This window comes from Flagellimonas pelagia (genome assembly GCF_003584135.1).
GTDB classification, from domain to species: domain Bacteria; phylum Bacteroidota; class Bacteroidia; order Flavobacteriales; family Flavobacteriaceae; genus Flagellimonas; species Flagellimonas pelagia.
Map to the genome: position 1 here is coordinate 1 of NZ_QXFI01000020.1, position 18,942 is coordinate 18,942.

The 18,942-nt window shown below is 42.2% G+C and carries 18 protein-coding genes; 12 read left to right on the plus strand and 6 right to left on the minus strand.

Annotation, left to right across the window (positions count from 1 at the left end; translation table 11 throughout):
• Positions 1 to 59: 59 nt before the first annotated feature.
• Together D2V05_RS07925 and D2V05_RS07930 are read left to right on the plus strand one after the other, a co-directional pair.
• Positions 60 to 974 carry an IS481 family transposase gene (locus tag D2V05_RS07925; protein WP_119646114.1) on the plus strand — a complete coding sequence of 305 codons (915 nt, stop codon included), beginning with the start codon at positions 60 to 62 and terminating at the stop codon, positions 972 to 974.
• A 323-nt stretch (positions 975 to 1,297) separates the two neighbouring features.
• The gene (locus tag D2V05_RS07930; RefSeq protein WP_119647141.1) at positions 1,298 to 2,590 is read left to right on the plus strand and encodes a serine hydrolase domain-containing protein; all 1,293 of its coding nucleotides are present in this window, start codon (positions 1,298 to 1,300) and stop codon (positions 2,588 to 2,590) included.
• 119 nt (positions 2,591 to 2,709) lie between these two features.
• Here D2V05_RS07930 and D2V05_RS07935 read toward each other — a convergent pair whose 3' ends face one another.
• From D2V05_RS07935 to D2V05_RS07950, 4 genes are read right to left on the minus strand one after another with little or no spacing between them, the layout of a single operon-like run.
• Positions 2,710 to 3,435 carry a head GIN domain-containing protein gene (locus D2V05_RS07935; RefSeq protein ID WP_119647142.1) on the minus strand — a complete coding sequence of 242 codons (726 nt, stop codon included), beginning with the start codon at positions 3,433 to 3,435 and terminating at the stop codon, positions 2,710 to 2,712.
• Between the two features lie 33 nt (positions 3,436 to 3,468).
• Complete coding sequence (locus tag D2V05_RS07940; protein ID WP_119647143.1) at positions 3,469 to 4,566, minus strand: DUF4097 family beta strand repeat-containing protein; 1,098 nt, start codon at positions 4,564 to 4,566, stop codon at positions 3,469 to 3,471.
• Entirely contained in the window at positions 4,547 to 5,107 is a 561-nt protein-coding gene (locus D2V05_RS07945) for a hypothetical protein (protein ID WP_119647144.1), read from the minus strand. The genes D2V05_RS07940 and D2V05_RS07945 overlap by 20 nt, the downstream gene beginning before the upstream one ends.
• 2 nt (positions 5,108 to 5,109) lie before the next feature.
• On the minus strand, positions 5,110 to 5,667 hold the full coding sequence (locus tag D2V05_RS07950; RefSeq protein WP_119641010.1) for an RNA polymerase sigma factor: 558 nt from the start codon (positions 5,665 to 5,667) through the stop codon (positions 5,110 to 5,112).
• Between the two features lie 226 nt (positions 5,668 to 5,893).
• On the opposite strand from D2V05_RS07950, the gene lon reads away from it, so the two are divergent.
• On the plus strand, positions 5,894 to 8,335 hold the full coding sequence (gene lon / locus D2V05_RS07955; protein WP_119647145.1) for an endopeptidase La: 2,442 nt from the start codon (positions 5,894 to 5,896) through the stop codon (positions 8,333 to 8,335).
• Positions 8,336 to 8,388: 53 nt separating this feature from the next.
• Entirely contained in the window at positions 8,389 to 9,087 is a 699-nt protein-coding gene (gene cmk / locus D2V05_RS07960; RefSeq protein ID WP_119647146.1) for a (d)CMP kinase, read from the plus strand.
• 162 nt (positions 9,088 to 9,249) lie between these two features.
• Here the strand turns inward: cmk and D2V05_RS07965 are convergent, their stop codons facing one another.
• A complete protein-coding gene (locus tag D2V05_RS07965; protein ID WP_220473542.1) occupies positions 9,250 to 10,086 on the minus strand; it encodes a hypothetical protein in 837 nt (278 codons plus the stop codon).
• 261 nt (positions 10,087 to 10,347) lie between these two features.
• Positions 10,348 to 10,728, minus strand: a complete 381-nt coding sequence (locus tag D2V05_RS07970) for a LysM peptidoglycan-binding domain-containing protein (RefSeq protein WP_119647148.1) — start codon at positions 10,726 to 10,728, stop codon at positions 10,348 to 10,350.
• Between the two features lie 258 nt (positions 10,729 to 10,986).
• Between D2V05_RS07970 and rpsA the strand changes: the two genes are divergently transcribed.
• From rpsA to ppk1, 8 genes are all read left to right on the plus strand, one after another.
• Positions 10,987 to 12,822: a 30S ribosomal protein S1 gene (gene rpsA / locus D2V05_RS07975; RefSeq protein ID WP_119647149.1), complete on the plus strand. Its 1,836-nt coding sequence runs from the start codon at positions 10,987 to 10,989 to the stop codon at positions 12,820 to 12,822.
• Between the two features lie 113 nt (positions 12,823 to 12,935).
• Positions 12,936 to 13,472 (plus strand): bifunctional pyr operon transcriptional regulator/uracil phosphoribosyltransferase PyrR, encoded by a 537-nt coding sequence (pyrR, locus tag D2V05_RS07980; RefSeq protein WP_119641016.1) that lies wholly within the window; start codon positions 12,936 to 12,938, stop codon positions 13,470 to 13,472.
• A 6-nt stretch (positions 13,473 to 13,478) separates the two neighbouring features.
• Positions 13,479 to 14,405, plus strand: a complete 927-nt coding sequence (locus D2V05_RS07985; RefSeq protein ID WP_119641017.1) for an aspartate carbamoyltransferase catalytic subunit — start codon at positions 13,479 to 13,481, stop codon at positions 14,403 to 14,405.
• A gap of 1 nt (position 14,406) precedes the next feature.
• Positions 14,407 to 14,739, plus strand: coding sequence for a ribonuclease Z (locus D2V05_RS07990; protein WP_119647150.1), 333 nt, complete (start codon positions 14,407 to 14,409; stop codon positions 14,737 to 14,739).
• Positions 14,736 to 15,641, plus strand: a complete 906-nt coding sequence (locus D2V05_RS07995; protein WP_119647151.1) for a ribonuclease Z — start codon at positions 14,736 to 14,738, stop codon at positions 15,639 to 15,641. The genes D2V05_RS07990 and D2V05_RS07995 overlap by 4 nt, the downstream gene beginning before the upstream one ends.
• Positions 15,642 to 15,715: 74 nt before the next feature.
• The gene (gene pdxH / locus D2V05_RS08000) at positions 15,716 to 16,363 is read left to right on the plus strand and encodes a pyridoxamine 5'-phosphate oxidase (protein ID WP_119647152.1); all 648 of its coding nucleotides are present in this window, start codon (positions 15,716 to 15,718) and stop codon (positions 16,361 to 16,363) included.
• A gap of 9 nt (positions 16,364 to 16,372) precedes the next feature.
• A complete protein-coding gene (locus D2V05_RS08005; protein ID WP_119647153.1) occupies positions 16,373 to 16,861 on the plus strand; it encodes a SixA phosphatase family protein in 489 nt (162 codons plus the stop codon).
• Complete coding sequence (gene ppk1, locus D2V05_RS08010; protein WP_119647154.1) at positions 16,862 to 18,937, plus strand: polyphosphate kinase 1; 2,076 nt, start codon at positions 16,862 to 16,864, stop codon at positions 18,935 to 18,937. It abuts the gene before it with no gap.
• The last annotated feature ends 5 nt before the right edge of the window (positions 18,938 to 18,942 follow it).

The window sequence follows — 18,942 nt, forward strand, 5'->3', positions numbered from 1 at the left end:
TGTGACTACGTCAACTAAAAGTGTACTATTTTGATAATAAATCAAGAGACACTTTTGACATGGAAAAGACAAGAGAAATTGAGCAATACTTAAGATGGAAGTTCAAACTAAGAGTACTTGAATTTGCAAAAGATTATGGAAAGGTCAAGGAGACCTGTGAAATGTTCAATGTTAGCAGGAGCAGCTATTTTAATTGGAAAAGAAAGTTTGACAAACATGGAGCAAAGGGTCTTTTAAGGAAAAAGAGGGAAGCTGATACCTACCCCAATAGAATCAATCAGAAAACGGTTGATCTGATATTGGACCTTAGAAAGGAATACAAACTTGGCACATGGCGCATCAAATGGTATTTGGAAAGATATCACAGTATCAATGTCTCTGAATCAAGTGTCTACAGAACCCTGAAAAGGAATGGTATCAAGCCGCTCGAACGAGCCGTTACCAGAAAAGCGATGGGACCTAAACGCTATGCCAAGAAAACCCCGGGCCACCATGTTCAAGTAGACGTCAAGTTCTTGGTTTTCCACACCAAAGAAGGAAAAAAGATAAAAAGGTATCAGTACACGGCGATTGATGATTGCACACGTATCAGAGCGTTGAAAGTATATGAAAGGCACAACCAATCAAGTTCCATTGACTTTATGGATTATGTGGTCGGTATGTTCCCGTTCCGAATCCATACCGTCCAAACCGACAATGGGCATGAATTCCAATCCAAGTTCAATTGGCATGTGAAGGACCTTGGCATGGAGCACCGTTATATAAAGCCCGGAAGACCCCAGCTCAATGGAAAGGTGGAACGGTCGCACCTCACGGACAAAAAGGAGTTCTATCAACTATTGGACTACTCCGACGACGTGGATTTGAACAAAAAAATAAAGCAATGGGAAGACTTTTATAACTTTGATAGACCACATGGTGCATTTAAGGGAAAGACACCCTATGAAATTTTAATGTATCACTTGAAAAAATAAGAATTCAGTGCCATTTTAGCTGAAGTAGCACACAAATAACCAAAGGGAATGATTTCGTAACGCAGCTATGGCTCGCAGGAAAATCGCACTGGTTCGCGCCGTCGCTCACCAGCCGCCAGCCACAACGAAATCATAGCCGAGACCGTTATAGGTCATCCTGATACATCAACTCCCCCTGAATAAGCTATAAAACAAGATGTCCATTCTACAAGGGACTATTAATTTCTTTCACTAGTGATAAAATTTCAAGATACTGATAAATAGAGCTTTATGGTTTTGTACTTTTACTGTAAGTCAGAATTTCTAACCAAAAACATGCAGTTATGAAGAACATTATCACATTTACTTTCCTAGTGATCTTGGCAATTTCAGGATTGGCTCAAACAAAATCAATCAAATCATCCCCTTTACTCTCCGAAGCATCTCCGCAAAGTGTAGGAATGTCTGATGAAAGATTGGCACGAATTGATGAAATGTTAATCAACTCCATTGAAAACAATCAAATCCCTGGAGCAGTAGCACTAATTGCCAGAAACGGAAAAATTGTTTATCACAAAAGTTTTGGATTAGCTGAGAACAAAACCAAAAGAAGTTTCAAACCCGATGATATTTTTCGAATAGCGTCACAAACCAAGGCGATCACATCTACGGCCGTGATGATGCTGTGGGAAGAGGGCAGATTTAGTTTGGATGATTCAATTTCAAAATATATTCCCCAGTTTCAGAATGCCCAGGTTCTTGAATCGTTCAATGACAGCGACACTACTTATACCACAAGACCTGCAAACAAGCCTATAACCATTCGTCATTTATTGACCCATACATCAGGAATAGGATACGGCGTTATTGATGATGATCAGTTCAGAAAAATTTATCAGAAAGCAGGAATTGTAGATGCGTTTACGGCAAATCCTGTAACAATTGAAGGAAATATTAAAAAGCTGGCAAAACTCCCTCTTCATCATGATCCTGGAGAAAAATTCACATACAGTGAGGGTCTTGATGTTTTGGGCTACCTCATAGAGATTTTGTCAGGTAAACCATTGGATGAGTTTTTTAGGGAAAGAATTTTTAGTCCTCTTGGCATGGATGATACATATTTTTATTTACCAGACTCAAAAATTGATCGATTGGTACCTGTTCAAACCAAAAATGATGATAAATGGGTCAGATATACAGATACAACTTACTATGATCCAGATTACCCGATAAAAGGTGCTAAAAAATTCTTTTCAGGAGGAGGAGGACTTTCAAGTACAGCGAAAGATTATGCCACTTTCTTACAAATGTATTTGAATAATGGTGAGCTCAATGGAGTGCGTCTTCTAAGTAGAACTACCGTACAGTTCATCATGGCAAATCAAATTGGAGATTTATGGGGGGATTCCGGGGCATACTACGGTTTGGCCTTTGGCGTACTTGATCAAAAAGGCCAAAATATGGGCGGAAGAGGCAGTATTGGTACATTTGATTGGGGAGGTTATTTTAATACCCAATATTTTGCTGATCCCAAGGAAAACATTATTGGAATTCTAATGAAACAAACAGTAGATATTAATATGGATGAAACTGGTTGGAAATTCCGTCAACTAGTGGGACAGGCAATAGATGATTAAGAATTTAAAAGACCTACAACAACGGCTATAATTCATTGTGGCTTTTTGCTTTACCAAAATAAAAAATGCCCCTCATTTAGGGGCATTTTTACGTTTTTTGATTGGTGCTAAACTCCTGATCAGCCTTTGGATATATCTCCTGAACCAGAGGATTTGGTATTGATTTTCTTTGGATTTCCACGATAATGGATGTCGCCCGAACCGGATACCCTGGCATCGATGGATTCGTTTGCGGTAACCCTGATATCCGCAGAACCGGAAATGTTCGCCTTTACGTAATCGGCTTCCAGTTCATAGGCCTTGATGTCTCCCGAACCTGAAACGGATACTTCAAAATCCCTGGCATGACCCGCCAGATTGATGTCTCCCGAACCGGCAAGTGATGCATCCACACTCTCCGCTTCCACGGTTAGGCTAACATCACCGGACCCCGCAACACTGGTACTGAAGTCGCTGGATTTAATAGTGGTCTTGCCCACAATGTCTCCCGATCCAGAAAGGCTTACAGAACTGATGGATTCCACAGGAACGGTGATCTTAATACCCTTGTTCCAAGAGGAGGGTCTTAGGTTGACATTGTTTTCGGTCTTGATCACCAGTTTGCCGTTTTTCACTTCGGTTTCGATGTAGTCCAACAGATTGGACTCACCTTCCAAGGTAATTTCACCTTCCTTGCCGGCCACCAGGTCCACATCGAACCAACCAGCTAGGGAAACACCATCGTAATCCCCAACGGAACGTTCTATAGTGACATAATTTCCGTCTCCTTTGACTTTTTTCCACCATTGTGCATGGGAGATGGTAACCGCGCTCATGGCAAGTGCCAGTGTGATGAATTTTTTCATGATCTTGTGTTTAAATTGTTTTTTGATTTGATATTAATTTTGATAAAATGTGATGCCTCCATAGTCACTGGTAATGCTTACCCTTTTTCCTGAGTTTTCACTACCATAGAAGCCTTTGTAATATTTTTCAGTTGATTTTTCCTTGCTGATGTTGATTTCGAAATCATCTTTGCCACTGACACCGGCATACTCCGTTGAAATTTCAAAGTTGAAGTGATAATCAGGGTGATACCCTATTTTGATCCCGGTGTAATCGGTTCGTATCTCAACATTCCCGGCATCAGGTGCCAATCGGTCAATTTTCAAGGAACCGTAATCGCTTACGATGGACACATTACCGTGTACCGTACCCAATTTGACCCCGATATAGTCCCCGTTGCCTTCCACATTTTTCACTTCTTTCGCCTCCAAGGAACCATAGTCACTGGAGTAGGACAGATTGCCCATTTCCTCGATTACGGCGTTGGTATAATCAGCCTTTATGGTCAGGTCGCCCGCTTTTTCAATGGTGAATCCTGAGTAATCGGCCACAATTTCGGCACTGTTGATATAATCAAAAGTAGATCGGGAAGTATAATCGAACCGAAGTTCGTTGTTGCGGCCACGTAGTTCGCCAATTTCCATCTTACCATAATCGCAGCTGATCTTGGCATGGCCATCGATTCGGTCCAAGAAAATGCTGCCATAATCGTTGTTGAGGTTCACGCTGTTCTTCACAGGAAGTTTAATGGTATAATTGACCTGTACACTCACACTGTTGCGTCTACCCCAGTTCCATCCCCAGCCGTTGTTACGGTCACCAAAGAGGGTCCTTGCGGAAACCATGCTGTTGCTGTTCTCAAAATCCACATCGATTTCGTTGAGGCGATCCTGTACACGTTCTTCGTTGTTGCCATTGGTCTTGATATGCACCTCGATCTCTACACGGTTTTCGTTCCAAGAGGTAATGTTAAGGTTGCCATAACTGTTGGTCACTTTAAAAAGTGCATCGGCATTAACGTTGAATTCCCTTTTAATGGTCTTTTCCTTAGTGTATTTGCCGTCCATGTTGCCATGGTCAACATTTGCTTGTAGGGCAATGGGGAACAAAGCCAAAGCGAAAAGGATATTTTTAAATAGTAAAGCTTTCATCATTTTGTGATTTTAAATTCTTGATATTTTCTATTTGGCTCAAAACTTCTTTCAATAAATCAATGCGGGTCTGAAAATTGATGATCATGGCATTCATGATGATCTTGCTGTCCCCACCGTTGACCAAATCCTGTTCAAGAGACTTGTAATCTTTCTGTAATCTTTGGAGTTGTGCCAAGGTGTCGTCTACCAACTGTGCCGTTTCCGGGGATTTCTCATCCTTTAATTGCTGAACTTGTTGCTCAATCACGTTCGCAAAATAGAATTCGGTCTTGGACACTTCCGGTGCAATTTCCACAACTTGCTCCCTAAGGGAAGGCTGTGGACCGAACGCTTGGTATCCCAACAGGGCCACCAACGCAATCGATGCGGCTATGGAAAGTGGTTTCCACCAGGTTGGTTTCGGTTTTTGGATGGAAACGACACCAGTGGCCTGGTTCAATTTTTCCAAAAAACGATCCTGGTGCCCGCTTTGTGGCTCCTCCACATCAAACTCCCCTCGGAGTCTTCCAAACAGATGATCTATATTATCCTTGTTCATAACTAAACATTTAAGGTCAACTTTTTTCTCAGGCTTTCCTTGGCCCTCGAAATTGTGGTTCTACAATTAGCATAGCTAATGTTCATGATTTCACCGATCTCTTCGTAATCGTACCCTTCAATTAAATGTAAGGTCAAAGAAACTCTGTAATTGTCTTTCAAACTTTTCATGGCTTCCATCACTTTTTGAGCCTTCAGTTCTGTATAACCATTTTGATCCGAAGCAACTCCATCATTATCTTCGACCTTGTACATTACATCATCCAAATCAACAGCCCTGTTTTTTTGCTGTTTTTTGTAATGATAGATGCTGTTGTTGATTACGATCCGCTTTAACCATGCCCCGAAGGTGACGTCCCCTTTGAAGGTTTCCAATTTGGTGAATGCGCTCAGGAACGATTCCTGCATCACATCCTCGGCCTCGGCAGAATCTTTTACAATCCTATAGGCAGTATTGTACATGGCCCTATAGTAGCGATTGTAAATCTCCAATTGTGCACTTTGCTTTCCCTGCATGCACAACTTGAGCAGTGCATCAATATGTTCATTTTGGTGGCTCAAAAAATGAATGGTTTGTCTTATAGATTAGGGAATTTACCAATTGTTACACTTTTTTCTAAAAAATTGCTTTTTAATGGCACAGGAATTGCCTTTTAAGAGGGGACCAAAAGCCTTTAATCCACTATATTTATTGATAATGAGGATGTTGTAAGGGTTTTTATGTAGAATAAAAATGATGTTTTTTTGTCGATTATGACAAAATGACCGAAAAGAAGATACAGGAGAGATGAAAATATCAAAATTTGACAATATTGACTTTCAGGGACTGGACGAGGATGCGGAATTGATCCCATTGCTCACCCCTGAAGACGAGGAACAGATGAATAATGAGGAATTGCCGGATACCTTACCGGTGCTTCCCCTCCGAAATACGGTCTTGTTTCCAGGTGTTGTGATTCCTATTACCGCCGGAAGGGACAAATCCATCAACTTGATCAAGGATGCCAATAATGGCAGCAAGACCATCGGGGTGGTTTCCCAAAAGGATGAACTAACCGAAAATCCAGGGGTGGAGGATATCAATACCTTGGGGACAGTGGCCCGTATCCTTAGGGTATTACAGATGCCCGATGGCAATACCACGGTCATCATTCAAGGTAAAAAGAGGTTCCAGATTGAGAGCATCATATCCGAGAAGCCATACCTCACCGCCAAGATCAAGGAAGCGAAGGAAGAAAGACCGCTTAAGGATAGCAAGGAGTTTGAGGCCATCATCGATTCCATCAAGGATTTGGCCTTTAAGATCATTAAAGACAACCCGAATATTCCCAGTGAGGCCACGTTTGCCATCAAGAACATCCAAAGCAATTCGTTCTTGATTAATTTTGTGTCCTCTAACCTCAATTTGTCCGTTGCCGAAAAACAGCAACTATTGGAGATTCCAAATCTTCAAGAAAGGGCCTTGGCCACTTTGAGGTATATGAACATGGAACTCCAAAAACTGGAATTGCGTAACGATATCCAGAGCAAGGTCCGAAGTGATATGGATCAGCAGCAACGCGAGTATTTCCTTCACCAACAGATGAAGACCATCCAAGAAGAGTTGGGGGGTATCTCTTATGAAGAAGAGGTGGACGAAATGCGCGAAAAGGCCAAAGGCAAGAAATGGAGCAAGAAGGTGCAGGAACATTTCGAAAAAGAACTGGGCAAAATGCAGCGTATGAATCCCCAGGTTGCCGAATATTCCATCCAACGCAATTATTTGGACCTCATTTTGGATTTGCCTTGGGATAACTATTCCAAGGACAAGTTCGACCTAAAAAGGGCACAGCAGATCTTGGATCGTGACCATTATGGTTTGGAAGATGTAAAACGAAGGATCATTGAATATTTAGCTGTCCTTAAATTGAGGAACGATATGAAATCGCCCATTCTTTGTCTGTACGGACCTCCCGGGGTGGGTAAGACCTCTTTGGGGAAATCTGTTGCGGAAGCCTTGGGAAGGGAATATGTACGGATGTCCTTGGGTGGCTTACGTGATGAAGCAGAGATCAGAGGGCACAGGAAAACCTATATCGGTGCCATGCCCGGTAGGATTATCCAAAGCTTGAAAAAGGCGGGAACCTCCAACCCTGTCTTTATTTTGGATGAGATCGATAAGCTTTCCAACAGCCATCAGGGCGATCCCTCTTCGGCTATGTTGGAGGTGTTAGATCCTGAGCAGAACAGTGAGTTCCATGACAATTTCTTGGAAATGGGCTATGATCTTTCCAAGGTCATGTTCATTGCTACGGCCAACAGTTTGTCCACCATTCAGCCTGCGTTGTTGGACCGTATGGAAATCATCAACGTGACGGGGTATACCATTGAAGAGAAAGTAGAGATTGCCAAACGTCATTTGTTGCCCAAACAATTAAAGGAGCACGGACTTTCTACCAATGATTTGAAGATAGGCAAACCACAATTGGAGAAAATTGTGGAAGGCTATACCAGGGAATCCGGTGTTCGGAACTTGGAAAAGCAGTTGGCCAAAATGGTGCGGTATGCCGCAAAATCCATCGCCATAGAAGAGGAGTACAACATAAAAGTCTCCAATGAAGATGTGGAAAAAATATTGGGTCCAGCCCGATTGGAACGCGACAAGTACGAGAACAATGAAGTGGCCGGTGTGGTCACTGGGTTAGCTTGGACCAGCGTTGGGGGCGATATCCTTTTTATCGAGTCCATTCTTTCCAAAGGAAAGGGACAGCTCAACATTACTGGTAATTTGGGCCAGGTGATGAAGGAATCCGCTACCATTGCCATGGAGTATATCAAATCCAATGCGGATACCTTTGGAATTGACCCCGACGTGTTTGACAAATACAATGTGCACATCCACGTGCCCGAAGGAGCCACTCCAAAAGACGGCCCCAGTGCAGGTATCACCATGCTTACCTCATTGGTCTCCCTGTTTACCCAACGCAAGGTAAAAAAGAGCTTGGCCATGACGGGCGAGATTACCCTTAGGGGTAAGGTGTTGCCGGTGGGAGGTATCAAGGAAAAGATCTTGGCCGCAAAAAGGGCTAGGATCAAAGAGATTATCCTGTGCGAGGAAAACAAGAAGGACATTGAGGAAATCAAAGCTGATTATCTTAAGGGACTTACTTTCCATTATGTGACCGACATGAGTGAGGTAATCGATATTGCCGTGACCGATAAAAAGGTGAAAAACGCCAAAACACTGTAATGGGATGATAGGTGTCATAAAATTATAATGACATTTCTGCCTATTTTTGGCGCATGGGAAAAATTACAATAGCAATAGACGGGTATTCATCAACGGGAAAAAGCACGATTGCCAAACGTTTGGCCAAATCCCTCCATTATATTTATGTGGACACAGGGGCTATGTACAGGGCGGTGACGCTTTATGCTTTGGACCACGATTTGATCAATGACAAAGGGGAGATCAATGCACCCAAATTGGTCGAGGCTTTGCCTGATATTGCCCTAAAATTTGTCCCCAATCCCGAAACGGGTCGTTCCGATATGCACATGAACGGTCAAAATGTGGAGGAAGAGATTCGCTCCATGAGGGTATCGGGAAAGGTAAGCAAGGTTTCCGCCATAAAGGAAGTTCGGGAAAAGCTGGTGAAAATGCAGCAGCAAATGGGCAAGGACAAGGGTATTGTGATGGACGGAAGGGATATTGGTACCGTTGTTTTTCCAGATGCGGAACTCAAATTGTTCATGACGGCCTCGCCTGAAACCCGTGCCGCTCGAAGGTACAAGGAGCTGCTGGAAAATGGGGAAGAGGTAAGCTATGCCGAAGTCCTTAAAAATGTACAGGAAAGGGATTTGATCGATTCTACCCGAAGCATTTCACCACTTAAAAAAGCCAAGGACGCCATTGAATTTGATAACAGTGATATGGGCCTGGAAGAACAATTTGAACGCGTACACGACTTTGCGCAACGGGTGATTGCGAAGAAGGGGTAAATTGCATAGAATTTTAGATTGCACTTATCGGCCCCGTATAACCGCCAGTTACGGGTTAATATGCGTTAATTTTCGATTTAGCACAGATGTTAGCAATTCCGAGTGGATTCGGACGTAGTCGAATCCGCCGTAATTGCGGTTATACATTGTTGTACACCGTTTTTATTGTTTTATATATTCTTTTGTTTTAAAGAAAGTTCTTGTGTCATTAAATTCTTTGTCGGTTTTAAAATCAGTCAGCCACATATTGACTTTAAGTTCATTTAGTAATTCGTATTCCAATCTTACAAATCCGTATTTTTCTGAAAAATAGCTTGTCAGTTTTGTTGTTCCAATTTCTGATTTAGCAGAACTTTCGATAACAAAACAGTCAATTTCCCCAATTTCAGTTTTGATAGTTTTCTTTTCGGTTATTTTGTAGTTGTAGGCTAAAAGTAATTGTCCTTCCCATTTTCCCCACAATTCATTTCCCCAGCCTTGTCCGATTTGCATTTGGTCAGTCCATTCCGAACCAATTTTCAGTGGTTTTTTTATAAATGGAAAAGGTGCTGTCTCTAAAGAGTTGAAAAATCCTTTTCGAATTGGGTGAATCCATACATTTTTATCGTTTTCAACCGCTCCTGTTGATGATAATGAAGCAAATATAGGTTCTTGTAAGTATGAAATTTGAGTTTGGTTCTCATTTGTTCTATCGGAATCTGAAACGGGCTGTACTATTAGATGAATTTTTTGAACTCCAATACTGTCAGATTCAGTTGGTACAAGTTCAAATTCAGAACGAGCAAACATTCCATTGTTTGTTTTGAGCTTGCATTTTTGTCCGTCTTTAATTATTTCGTAATCATAAACAAAAACACTTCCTATTTTGTAAATCTCATTATTTGAGTCAATATTTTCACTCTCGATTATTACAGAATTGTATTGTTGAGAAAATCCGATTTGAGCTAAAATCAGAAAGAAAATGGTCAATTTTAAGTTCATAAATTTCTTTTTTTTCAAATGGTGTACAACGTTATTAGATATGAATCGTTTTAATGATTTATATCGACCGATAAGTGAAGTTAGTTTTTTTCTGGTTTTAATTCAAGTGTAAATGTACTGGTGAGTTTTTTGAATTGACCCAACCACGCTTTTGATTGCTTTGAATTCATAATGAAACAAAAAAGACGCTCATAGGCGTCTTATGTTTTTAGAATTGTCACATCGAGCGCAGTCGAGATGTAAACAAGTTCTTGACTGCACATGAATAAACAAAATTTACTACAAATTCGGGATTACCAACACCTGATCAGGATGAATCAAATCTGGGTTCTTCAAAATGTTGGTGTTGGCTTCAAAGATTTGCTTGTACTTCATGGCATCGCCATAATAGTGCTTGGCAATCTTGCTCAATGATTCGCCGCTTTTTACAGTATGTCGTGCATAAACGGAATCATCCTCTACCGTAATATTGGCTTTGATATCGCTGGGATGCTCACCGCCAATTTCCTTGATCTTGTCCCACAACAGGTTTTTTTCATAGGGGGTAGACGTCATTCCTTTTATCTTCAAAACGCCGTTTTCTTCAGAAACATCACCGTCCTTAACGTTCAACTTTAGACCTAGGTCCAATACGGGTTGATATTTTGCTTTTACACTCATAATGGTAAATTTTACAGTTAACAATTAGAGGTTTCAATATAACCAATATGTCTCATTTTTACTATTAAAAAATGAATTTACTTTTTTTGTCTTTTTGAGTGCAATTAAGCTTTGTGAATCAAGAATTTAATTGTATTTTTGCACTCCTTTTTAACAAAGCAGCAAGAGGAAAAAGGAATTTGAAAATCTATGTAAAAACCACTTCCACGGTAATTGTTCAACTCTTGTAAAACGTGGAATACAAATTTAAATCAGCACATGGCTGAAGAAAAAGCAACCGTTGAGGCAACCGAAACTGCCGCAACAACAGAAGTAAAAGTAGAAACTCAGGCCCAGCAAGATCCAAAGGAATTTCTTGACAATTTTGATTGGGAGAAGTATGAAGAAGGAATTGAGCGTGTAGACGATAGCAAACTTAAGGAATTCGAAAATCTTGTTGAGGAAAATTTTGTGGACACTGCCGATGAGGAAGTAGTGGAAGGAACAGTGGTTCACATGACAGACCGTGAGGCCATCATCGATATCAACGCCAAGTCCGAAGGGGTTATCTCCTTGAACGAGTTCCGTTACAACCCAGACCTTAAAGTAGGGGACAAAGTAGAGGTACTTATAGACATTCGCGAAGATAAGACCGGTCAATTGGTACTTTCACACAGAAAAGCCAGGACCATCAAGGCTTGGGATCGTGTGAACAATGCCCACGACAAGGAAGAAATTGTACAAGGTTACGTTAAATGTCGTACCAAAGGTGGTATGATCGTGGATGTATTCGGAATCGAGGCGTTCTTGCCAGGTTCCCAAATCGACGTGAAGCCTATCCGTGATTACGATCAGTATGTAGGTAAAACCATGGAGTTCAAAGTAGTGAAGATCAACCACGAGTTCAAAAACGTAGTGGTATCACACAAAGCTTTGATCGAAGCGGATATCGAAGAACAGAAAAAAGAGATCATCGGTCAATTGGAAAAAGGCCAAGTATTGGAAGGTGTTGTGAAGAACATCACTTCTTACGGAGTCTTTATCGACCTTGGAGGTGTGGATGGTTTGATCCACATTACCGACCTTTCTTGGAGCCGTATCAACCACCCCAACGAGGTTGTTGAATTGGATCAGAAATTGAACGTGGTAATCCTTGATTTCGATGATAACAAATCTAGGATCCAATTGGGTCTTAAGCAGTTGGAGAAACACCCATGGGATGCCCTTGGGGATGAGATCAAAGTAGGAGACAAGGTAAAAGGTAAAGTAGTGGTTATTGCCGATTACGGTGCCTTTATCGAAGTAGCTGACGGTGTTGAAGGTTTGATCCACGTTTCTGAAATGTCTTGGTCTACCCACTTGAGATCCGCTCAGGATTTCGTGAACGTAGGTGACGAGGTTGAGGCTGTTGTTTTGACTTTGGATAGGGAAGAGCGCAAAATGTCTTTGGGCATCAAGCAATTGACTCCAGATCCATGGACCGACATCACTTCCAAATACCCTGTAGGTTCCAAGCACAAAGGAATCGTAAGGAACTTCACCAACTTTGGTGTATTTGTAGAGTTGGAAGAAGGTATCGACGGTTTGATCTACATCTCTGACCTTTCTTGGACCAAGAAAATCAAGCACCCATCCGAATTTGTTGCCGTAGGCGATACTTTGGAGGTAGAGGTGTTGGAATTGGACGTTGAAGGACGTAAGTTGAGCTTGGGTCACAAACAGACCACGGCCAACCCATGGGATAAATATTCCGAAGATTTCGGTGAAGGTACCGTTCACACCGCTTCTATCGCTGAGGTGGTTGATAAAGGTGCTACCATCAACTTTAATGAGGATATCGTTGGATTCGTTCCATCAAGACACATGGAAAAAGAAGACGGTAAGAAGCTTGTAAAAGGTGAAACGGCCGAGTTCAAGATCATCGAGTTCAACAAAGATTTCAAACGAGTTGTGGCCAGCCACACCGCTATCTTTAGAGAGCAAGAAGAGAAGAACGTGAAAGCTGCAAAAAGCAGGTCTACAAGTTCTGATGAAGCTGCACCAACATTAGGTGATGCCAATGCCCAATTGCAGGCGTTGAAAGACAAAATGGAGGCAGCTGCCAAAAAGAAATAATCACATTTCTTATATAAAGGAAGCCCCGCTGGAAACAGTCGGGGCTTTTTTATGCCTTCAACATTTTAAAGAATTGTTTACTTTTGCATTCAACTGAGTCGGTTGCAATTCCTATGAGTCAAAAAGTACTGCTTACTTCCAAAGAGATCAACATCATACTGCACCGGCTGGCCTGTCAGCTCTTGGAAAACCATCTCGATTTTAAGGATACCGCACTGGTGGGCATTCAGCCACGGGGCGTTTTTTTGGCCGAAAGATTGGCCAAGATCCTGAAAACGGAGTACAAGGTGAAGGACATTGCCCTAGGTTTTCTGGACATTACCTTTTTTAGGGATGATTTTGGACGTGGAGAAATCCTCAAGGCAAATACCACCAAAATGGATTTTCTGGTTGAGGACAAAAAAGTGGTCTTCATTGATGATGTACTCTACACGGGAAGAAGTATTCGGGCGGCCCTTACGGCCATCCAATCCTTCGGAAGGCCCAAGAGCATTGAATTGTTGACCTTGATCGATAGAAGATTTAGCAGACACTTGCCCATTCAGCCCAATTATCGCGGCAGACAGGTAGATGCCATCAATAAGGAGAAAGTTAAGGTGATGTGGGAAGAAAATGATGGGGAGGATATTGTTTATTTAGTTAGCAAATAGAAGAAAATGAGCGAATTGAGCGTAAACCACTTGTTGGGAATCAAGTATCTGAACAAAAAGGATATACAGCTCATTTTTGAAACCGCCGACCATTTTAAGGAGGTCATCAATAGATCTATTAAAAAGGTTCCAACCCTTCGGGACATTACCATAGCCAACATCTTTTTTGAGAACAGTACCCGTACAAGGCTTTCGTTCGAGCTGGCCGAAAAACGCTTGTCGGCCGATGTGGTGAACTTTTCCGCAGCACAATCTTCCGTGAAAAAGGGCGAAACCTTGATCGATACCGTGAACAATATCCTTTCCATGAAGGTGGATATGGTGGTGATGCGGCATCCCAATCCGGGAGCGGGTATTTTCTTATCCAAACACGTAAAGGCTTCCATCGTGAATGCCGGTGATGGGGCACATGAACATCCTACCCAAGCTTTACTGGATTCTTTTTCCATCCGGGAAAAGTTAGGTGATGTAGGGGGGAAGAACATCGTGATCGTTGGGGACATTTTACACTCAAGGGTGGCACTTTCCAATATCTTTGCCCTAAAATTGCAAGGGGCAAATGTTAAAGTTTGTGGACCCAAAACGCTCATTCCAAAGCATATAACATCTTTGGGGGTGGAAGTGGAAACTGACTTGCGCAAAGCATTGGAATGGTGTGATGTGGCGAACATGCTTCGCGTTCAGAACGAGCGTATGGACATTAGTTATTTTCCTTCAACAAGGGAATATACCCAACAATTTGGGGTAAATAAGCAGCTGTTGGACAGCTTGGACAAACAGATTGTGATTATGCACCCAGGACCCATTAACCGTGGCGTGGAAATCACAAGTGATGTGGCGGATTCCGATCAATCCATAATTCTGCACCAAGTGGAAAATGGGGTGGCGATCCGTATGGCAGTACTCTATTTATTGGCATCCAAAATTAAGTAAGATGATTTTCGACAAAGATGGAACCACGACCATTGTTTTCCAGGAGAAGACTTCGCTCTCGACCTTTATGGAAAACTTGAACAATACTTACCCTAAATTGAAGCACGACAATATTGTCATTAACCTGTTTTCTTTCAGCAAGCTCGCGGCAAATGATGTTTTGGAATTCCTCGATATTTCAAATACCCATAAGAGCACTGGAAAATCGTTTGTTTTGGTTACCGACAAGGTTTCCTATGATGAGATTCCGGATGAGATAAGTCTGGTCCCTACTTTGCAAGAAGCCATGGACCTTATCGAAATGGAAGAAATAGAACGCGATTTGGACATATGAGGTTAACTATTCTTGGCTGCTATTCGGCAACACCCAGAACGTTTACCAACCCTACATCCCAGGTACTCGAAATCCAGAACCATCTTTTTTTGATCGATTGTGGAGAAGGCACGCAGGTGCAGTTGAGAAAGTACAAAGTGAAATTTTCACGCATCAACCACATTTTCATTTCACATTTACACGGAGATCATTTCTTCGGATTGCCCGGTCTCATTTCTACGTTTAGATTGCTGGGAAGGGAAAAGGAACTGCATATCTATGGCCCAAAAGGCATTAAGGAAGCCATTACCTTGTTTTTGAAATTAGGGGATTCCTGGACCAATTATCCCCTTATCTTCCATGAACTGGAGTCGAAGGAATCCGAACTGATATTGGAAGATAGTAAGGTTTCTGTCCGGACTATACCTCTGGAACATAGGGTCTACACCAACGGATTCTTGTTCAACGAAAAGGAAGCGCCCCGAACGCTTGATGCGGAGGCGGCCCACCGATATGGAGTGGATAGGAGCCAATTCAATAATATTAAAAAAGGGTTCGATGCAATGGATAAAAATGGCAAGTTGATTCCTAACAAAAAACTCACCCATGACCCGCCTAAACCCAAAAGCTATGCTTTTTGTAGTGATACCGTTTATAACGAAACCGTTGTTCCTTTGGTGCAAGAAGTAGACGCCCTTTACCATGAATCTACTTTTTTGGAATCGGAAGCCCATCTTTGCGACCGGACTAAGCATTCCACGGCCAAGCAGTCAGCACAGATTGCCAAGTTGGCCCATGTCAAGAAATTGATTTTGGGACATTATTCCACGCGGTACAAATCCATAGATTTTTTTAAAGAAGAAGCACAAGGTGTCTTTTCAAACGTGGAACTCGCCGATGACGGCAAAGTTTTTGACCTGTAATCCTATCATTTATTTATTGAACTTTTAGGTCTTGCATGCTTTGAAGAGATTCGAATTTTAACGAACTTCACATCATGCAAAAAGACCTGAGCAACTACCGAAAATCCTACGAGAAAAGTGAATTGACCGAGGATTCCATCAAGGAGAATCCTTTGGAGCAATTCCAAAAATGGTTCTATGAAGTAGAAGGTTCCGACGGGGTGGATGAAGCCAATGCCATGACCGTATCCACCATAGGATTGGATGGTTTTCCCAAGAACAGGGTAGTATTGATGAAAAAGTACACCCATGAGGGTTTTATCTTTTACACCAACTATAACAGCGAAAAAGGAAGGGCCATTGCTAAGAATCCTTCGGTGTGCTTATCCTTTTTCTGGCCCAATATGGAACGTCAGGTCATCATAAAGGGTACAGCGGAAAAGATTGCGGAAAACCTGTCGGATGGTTATTTTGAATCAAGGCCCGTGGGGAGTCAGTTGGGGGCCGTGGTCTCCAATCAGAGTGAGGTGGTACCTTCCAGGGAGGTGCTGGAAAAAGCATTGAAAGATTTGGAAAAGGCTTATGAAGGGAAGGAAGTAGAACGTCCAGCGCATTGGGGGGGGTATTTGGTTCGCCCCATTTCCATGGAATTTTGGCAAGGACGCCCCAACAGGCTCCATGATAGGATCAGGTATACCCTTCAAGAGGATTATGACTGGAAAATAGAACGATTGGCACCATAATCAAAACGTATGAAACAGATCATATTGATGCGGCACGGGAAATCTTCATGGGACTACGATGTTTCAGATAAGGATAGACCGCTACAGGAAAAGGGTGTCAAAGATGCCCATTTGGTGTCAAATACCTTTAAATTACATGCCCCCAATTTGGATTTTGCTTTTTCAAGCCCGGCCAATAGGGCTTTGCACACCAGCATGATTTTTGTGAGGAACCTGGGTTTGGATTTTTCCAAGTTTAGGGTAGAAAAATCCCTTTATGATTTCTCAGGGGATGGTGTTCAGCATTTTGTATCCAATCTGGACAACAATTTGCACACCGTGGCCCTTTTTGGGCACAATTATGCCTTTACATCACTTGCAAATACTTGGGGAGATCAGTATATTGAAAACGTTCCCACGGCAGGGCTGGTCCACATTACATTTGGTGTGGATGATTGGTCCCGTATTTCAAAGGGCACCACGAAACAAATGGTCTTTCCAAAACACTTGAAAAAATAAATGGTCAAAACAAAGAATGAATATATAAATAGGGAAATCAGTTGGTTACAATTCAATGCCCGGGTACTTCAAGAAAGTAACGACAAAAGGGTTCCACTGATTGACCGCCTTCGATTTTTAGGGATTTTCAGTAACAATCTGGACGAGTTTTTCAAGGTGCGCTATGCTACGGTGAAACGCATCGTGGAAGCGGGAAAAACCGGGAAGAGTGTATTGGGGGGTGAAAGGGCGAAGGACCTGTTGGAGGAAATTACCAAGATTGTGATAGCACAACAGGCACGAAGCTTGGAAATTTTTAAGGCCATAGAGAAGGAATTGCGCCAGGAAAATATCTTCATCATCAATGAAACGGAGGTGACCGAAAGTCAGGCAGAGTTCATCAGGGACTACTTTTTCAAAAAAGTGAACCAGGAGTTGATGACCATCATTCTGAACGACCTTAATGAGTTTCCACTTTTGAAAGATACTGCCGCTTATTTGGCCGTGAAAATTGTGATGAAGAATGGTTCGGGAGTTGGTAAACACAACCGCTATGCCCTTATTGAAATTCCCAAGGGGATCGACCGATTCATTGTGCTTCCAAAGAAGGGAGACAAGGACTATATCATCATGCTCGATGATTTGATTCGTTTTTGTTTGGACAGTGTCTTTACCATGTTCGAGTTCGAATCTATTTCGGCCCATATGATTAAGATTACCCGGGATGCGGAACTGGACATCGATAACGACTTGAGCAAGAGCTTTATCGAGAAGATTTCCACCAGTGTAGAACATCGAAAGATCAGTGACCCGGTCCGTTTTGTGTACGATAAGAAAATAGATAAGGATACCCTACAGTTCCTAAAGGAAAAGATGGATATTATGGGTACTGATAGTGTCATTCCTGGAGGTCGATACCATAACAGAAGGGATTACATGGGATTCCCGAGCTTGGGAAGACATGATCTCATGTATGAAAAAATTGATCCGCTACCCGTGAAGGGATTGAGCATGAAGGGAAGCCTTTTGGATATGATCGCCCATAAGGATTACATGATCTATGCGCCGTACCATACGTTTAGTTATGTGACCAAATTTTTGAGGGAAGTGGCCCTAGATCCACAGGTCCGTTCCATTAAAATCACCATATACCGATTGGCAAGCGATAGCCAGATTGCCTCTGCCCTTATCAATGCAGTAAAGAACGGCAAACAGGTAACGGTTCAGATTGAACTTCAGGCAAGGTTCGACGAGCAGAACAATATCGAATACGCCAACTATCTGCAGGCGGAAGGTGTCAATTTAATTTTTGGCGTTCCCGGATTAAAGGTCCACAGTAAAATCTGTATGGTGGAACGGGAGGAAGCTGGCGAACTAAAAAGATATGGTTTTATCAGTACGGGTAATTTTAACGAGTCCACTGCCAAAATTTATACGGATTATACGCTCTTTACGGCCCATGAAGGTATTTTGAAGGATATGAGCAAGGTCTTTGAGTTCTTTGAAACCAACTACAAGATCAACAAGTACAAACATTTGATTGTGTCTCCACACTACACTAAATCTACCTTCATTAAGTTGATAGATAGGGAAATAGTCAATGCCAAGCATGGTAAAGAGGCCTATATCAAAATAAAGATGAACAGCCTTACTTCCTATCAAATGGTGGATAAGCTTTATGAGGCCAGTAGGGCAGGAGTGAAGATCCAAATGATTGTTCGTGGTATCTGCTGTCTTATCCCAGGGGTTGAAGGGATGAGTGAAAATATTGAGGCCATCAGCATTGTGGATAAGTTCTTGGAGCATCCCCGATTGTTCGTTTTTGGAAACGGCGGCGACCCGAAAATCTATATTTCCTCTGCGGATTGGATGACCCGTAACCTTGATTTCAGGGTAGAAGTAGGATGCCCAATCTATGACCCGGATATCCGTCAAGAACTCTTGGATACCTTCGATATTTCTTGGAGGGACAATCTCAAGGCACGTGTCTTTTCGGCCAAACAAGACAATGCCTATAGAAAACGTGCTGTAGGAGAACCAGAATTAAGGTCTCAGTTTGAGATGTATTATTATTATCAAAGGAAATTGGAATCCTAATACCG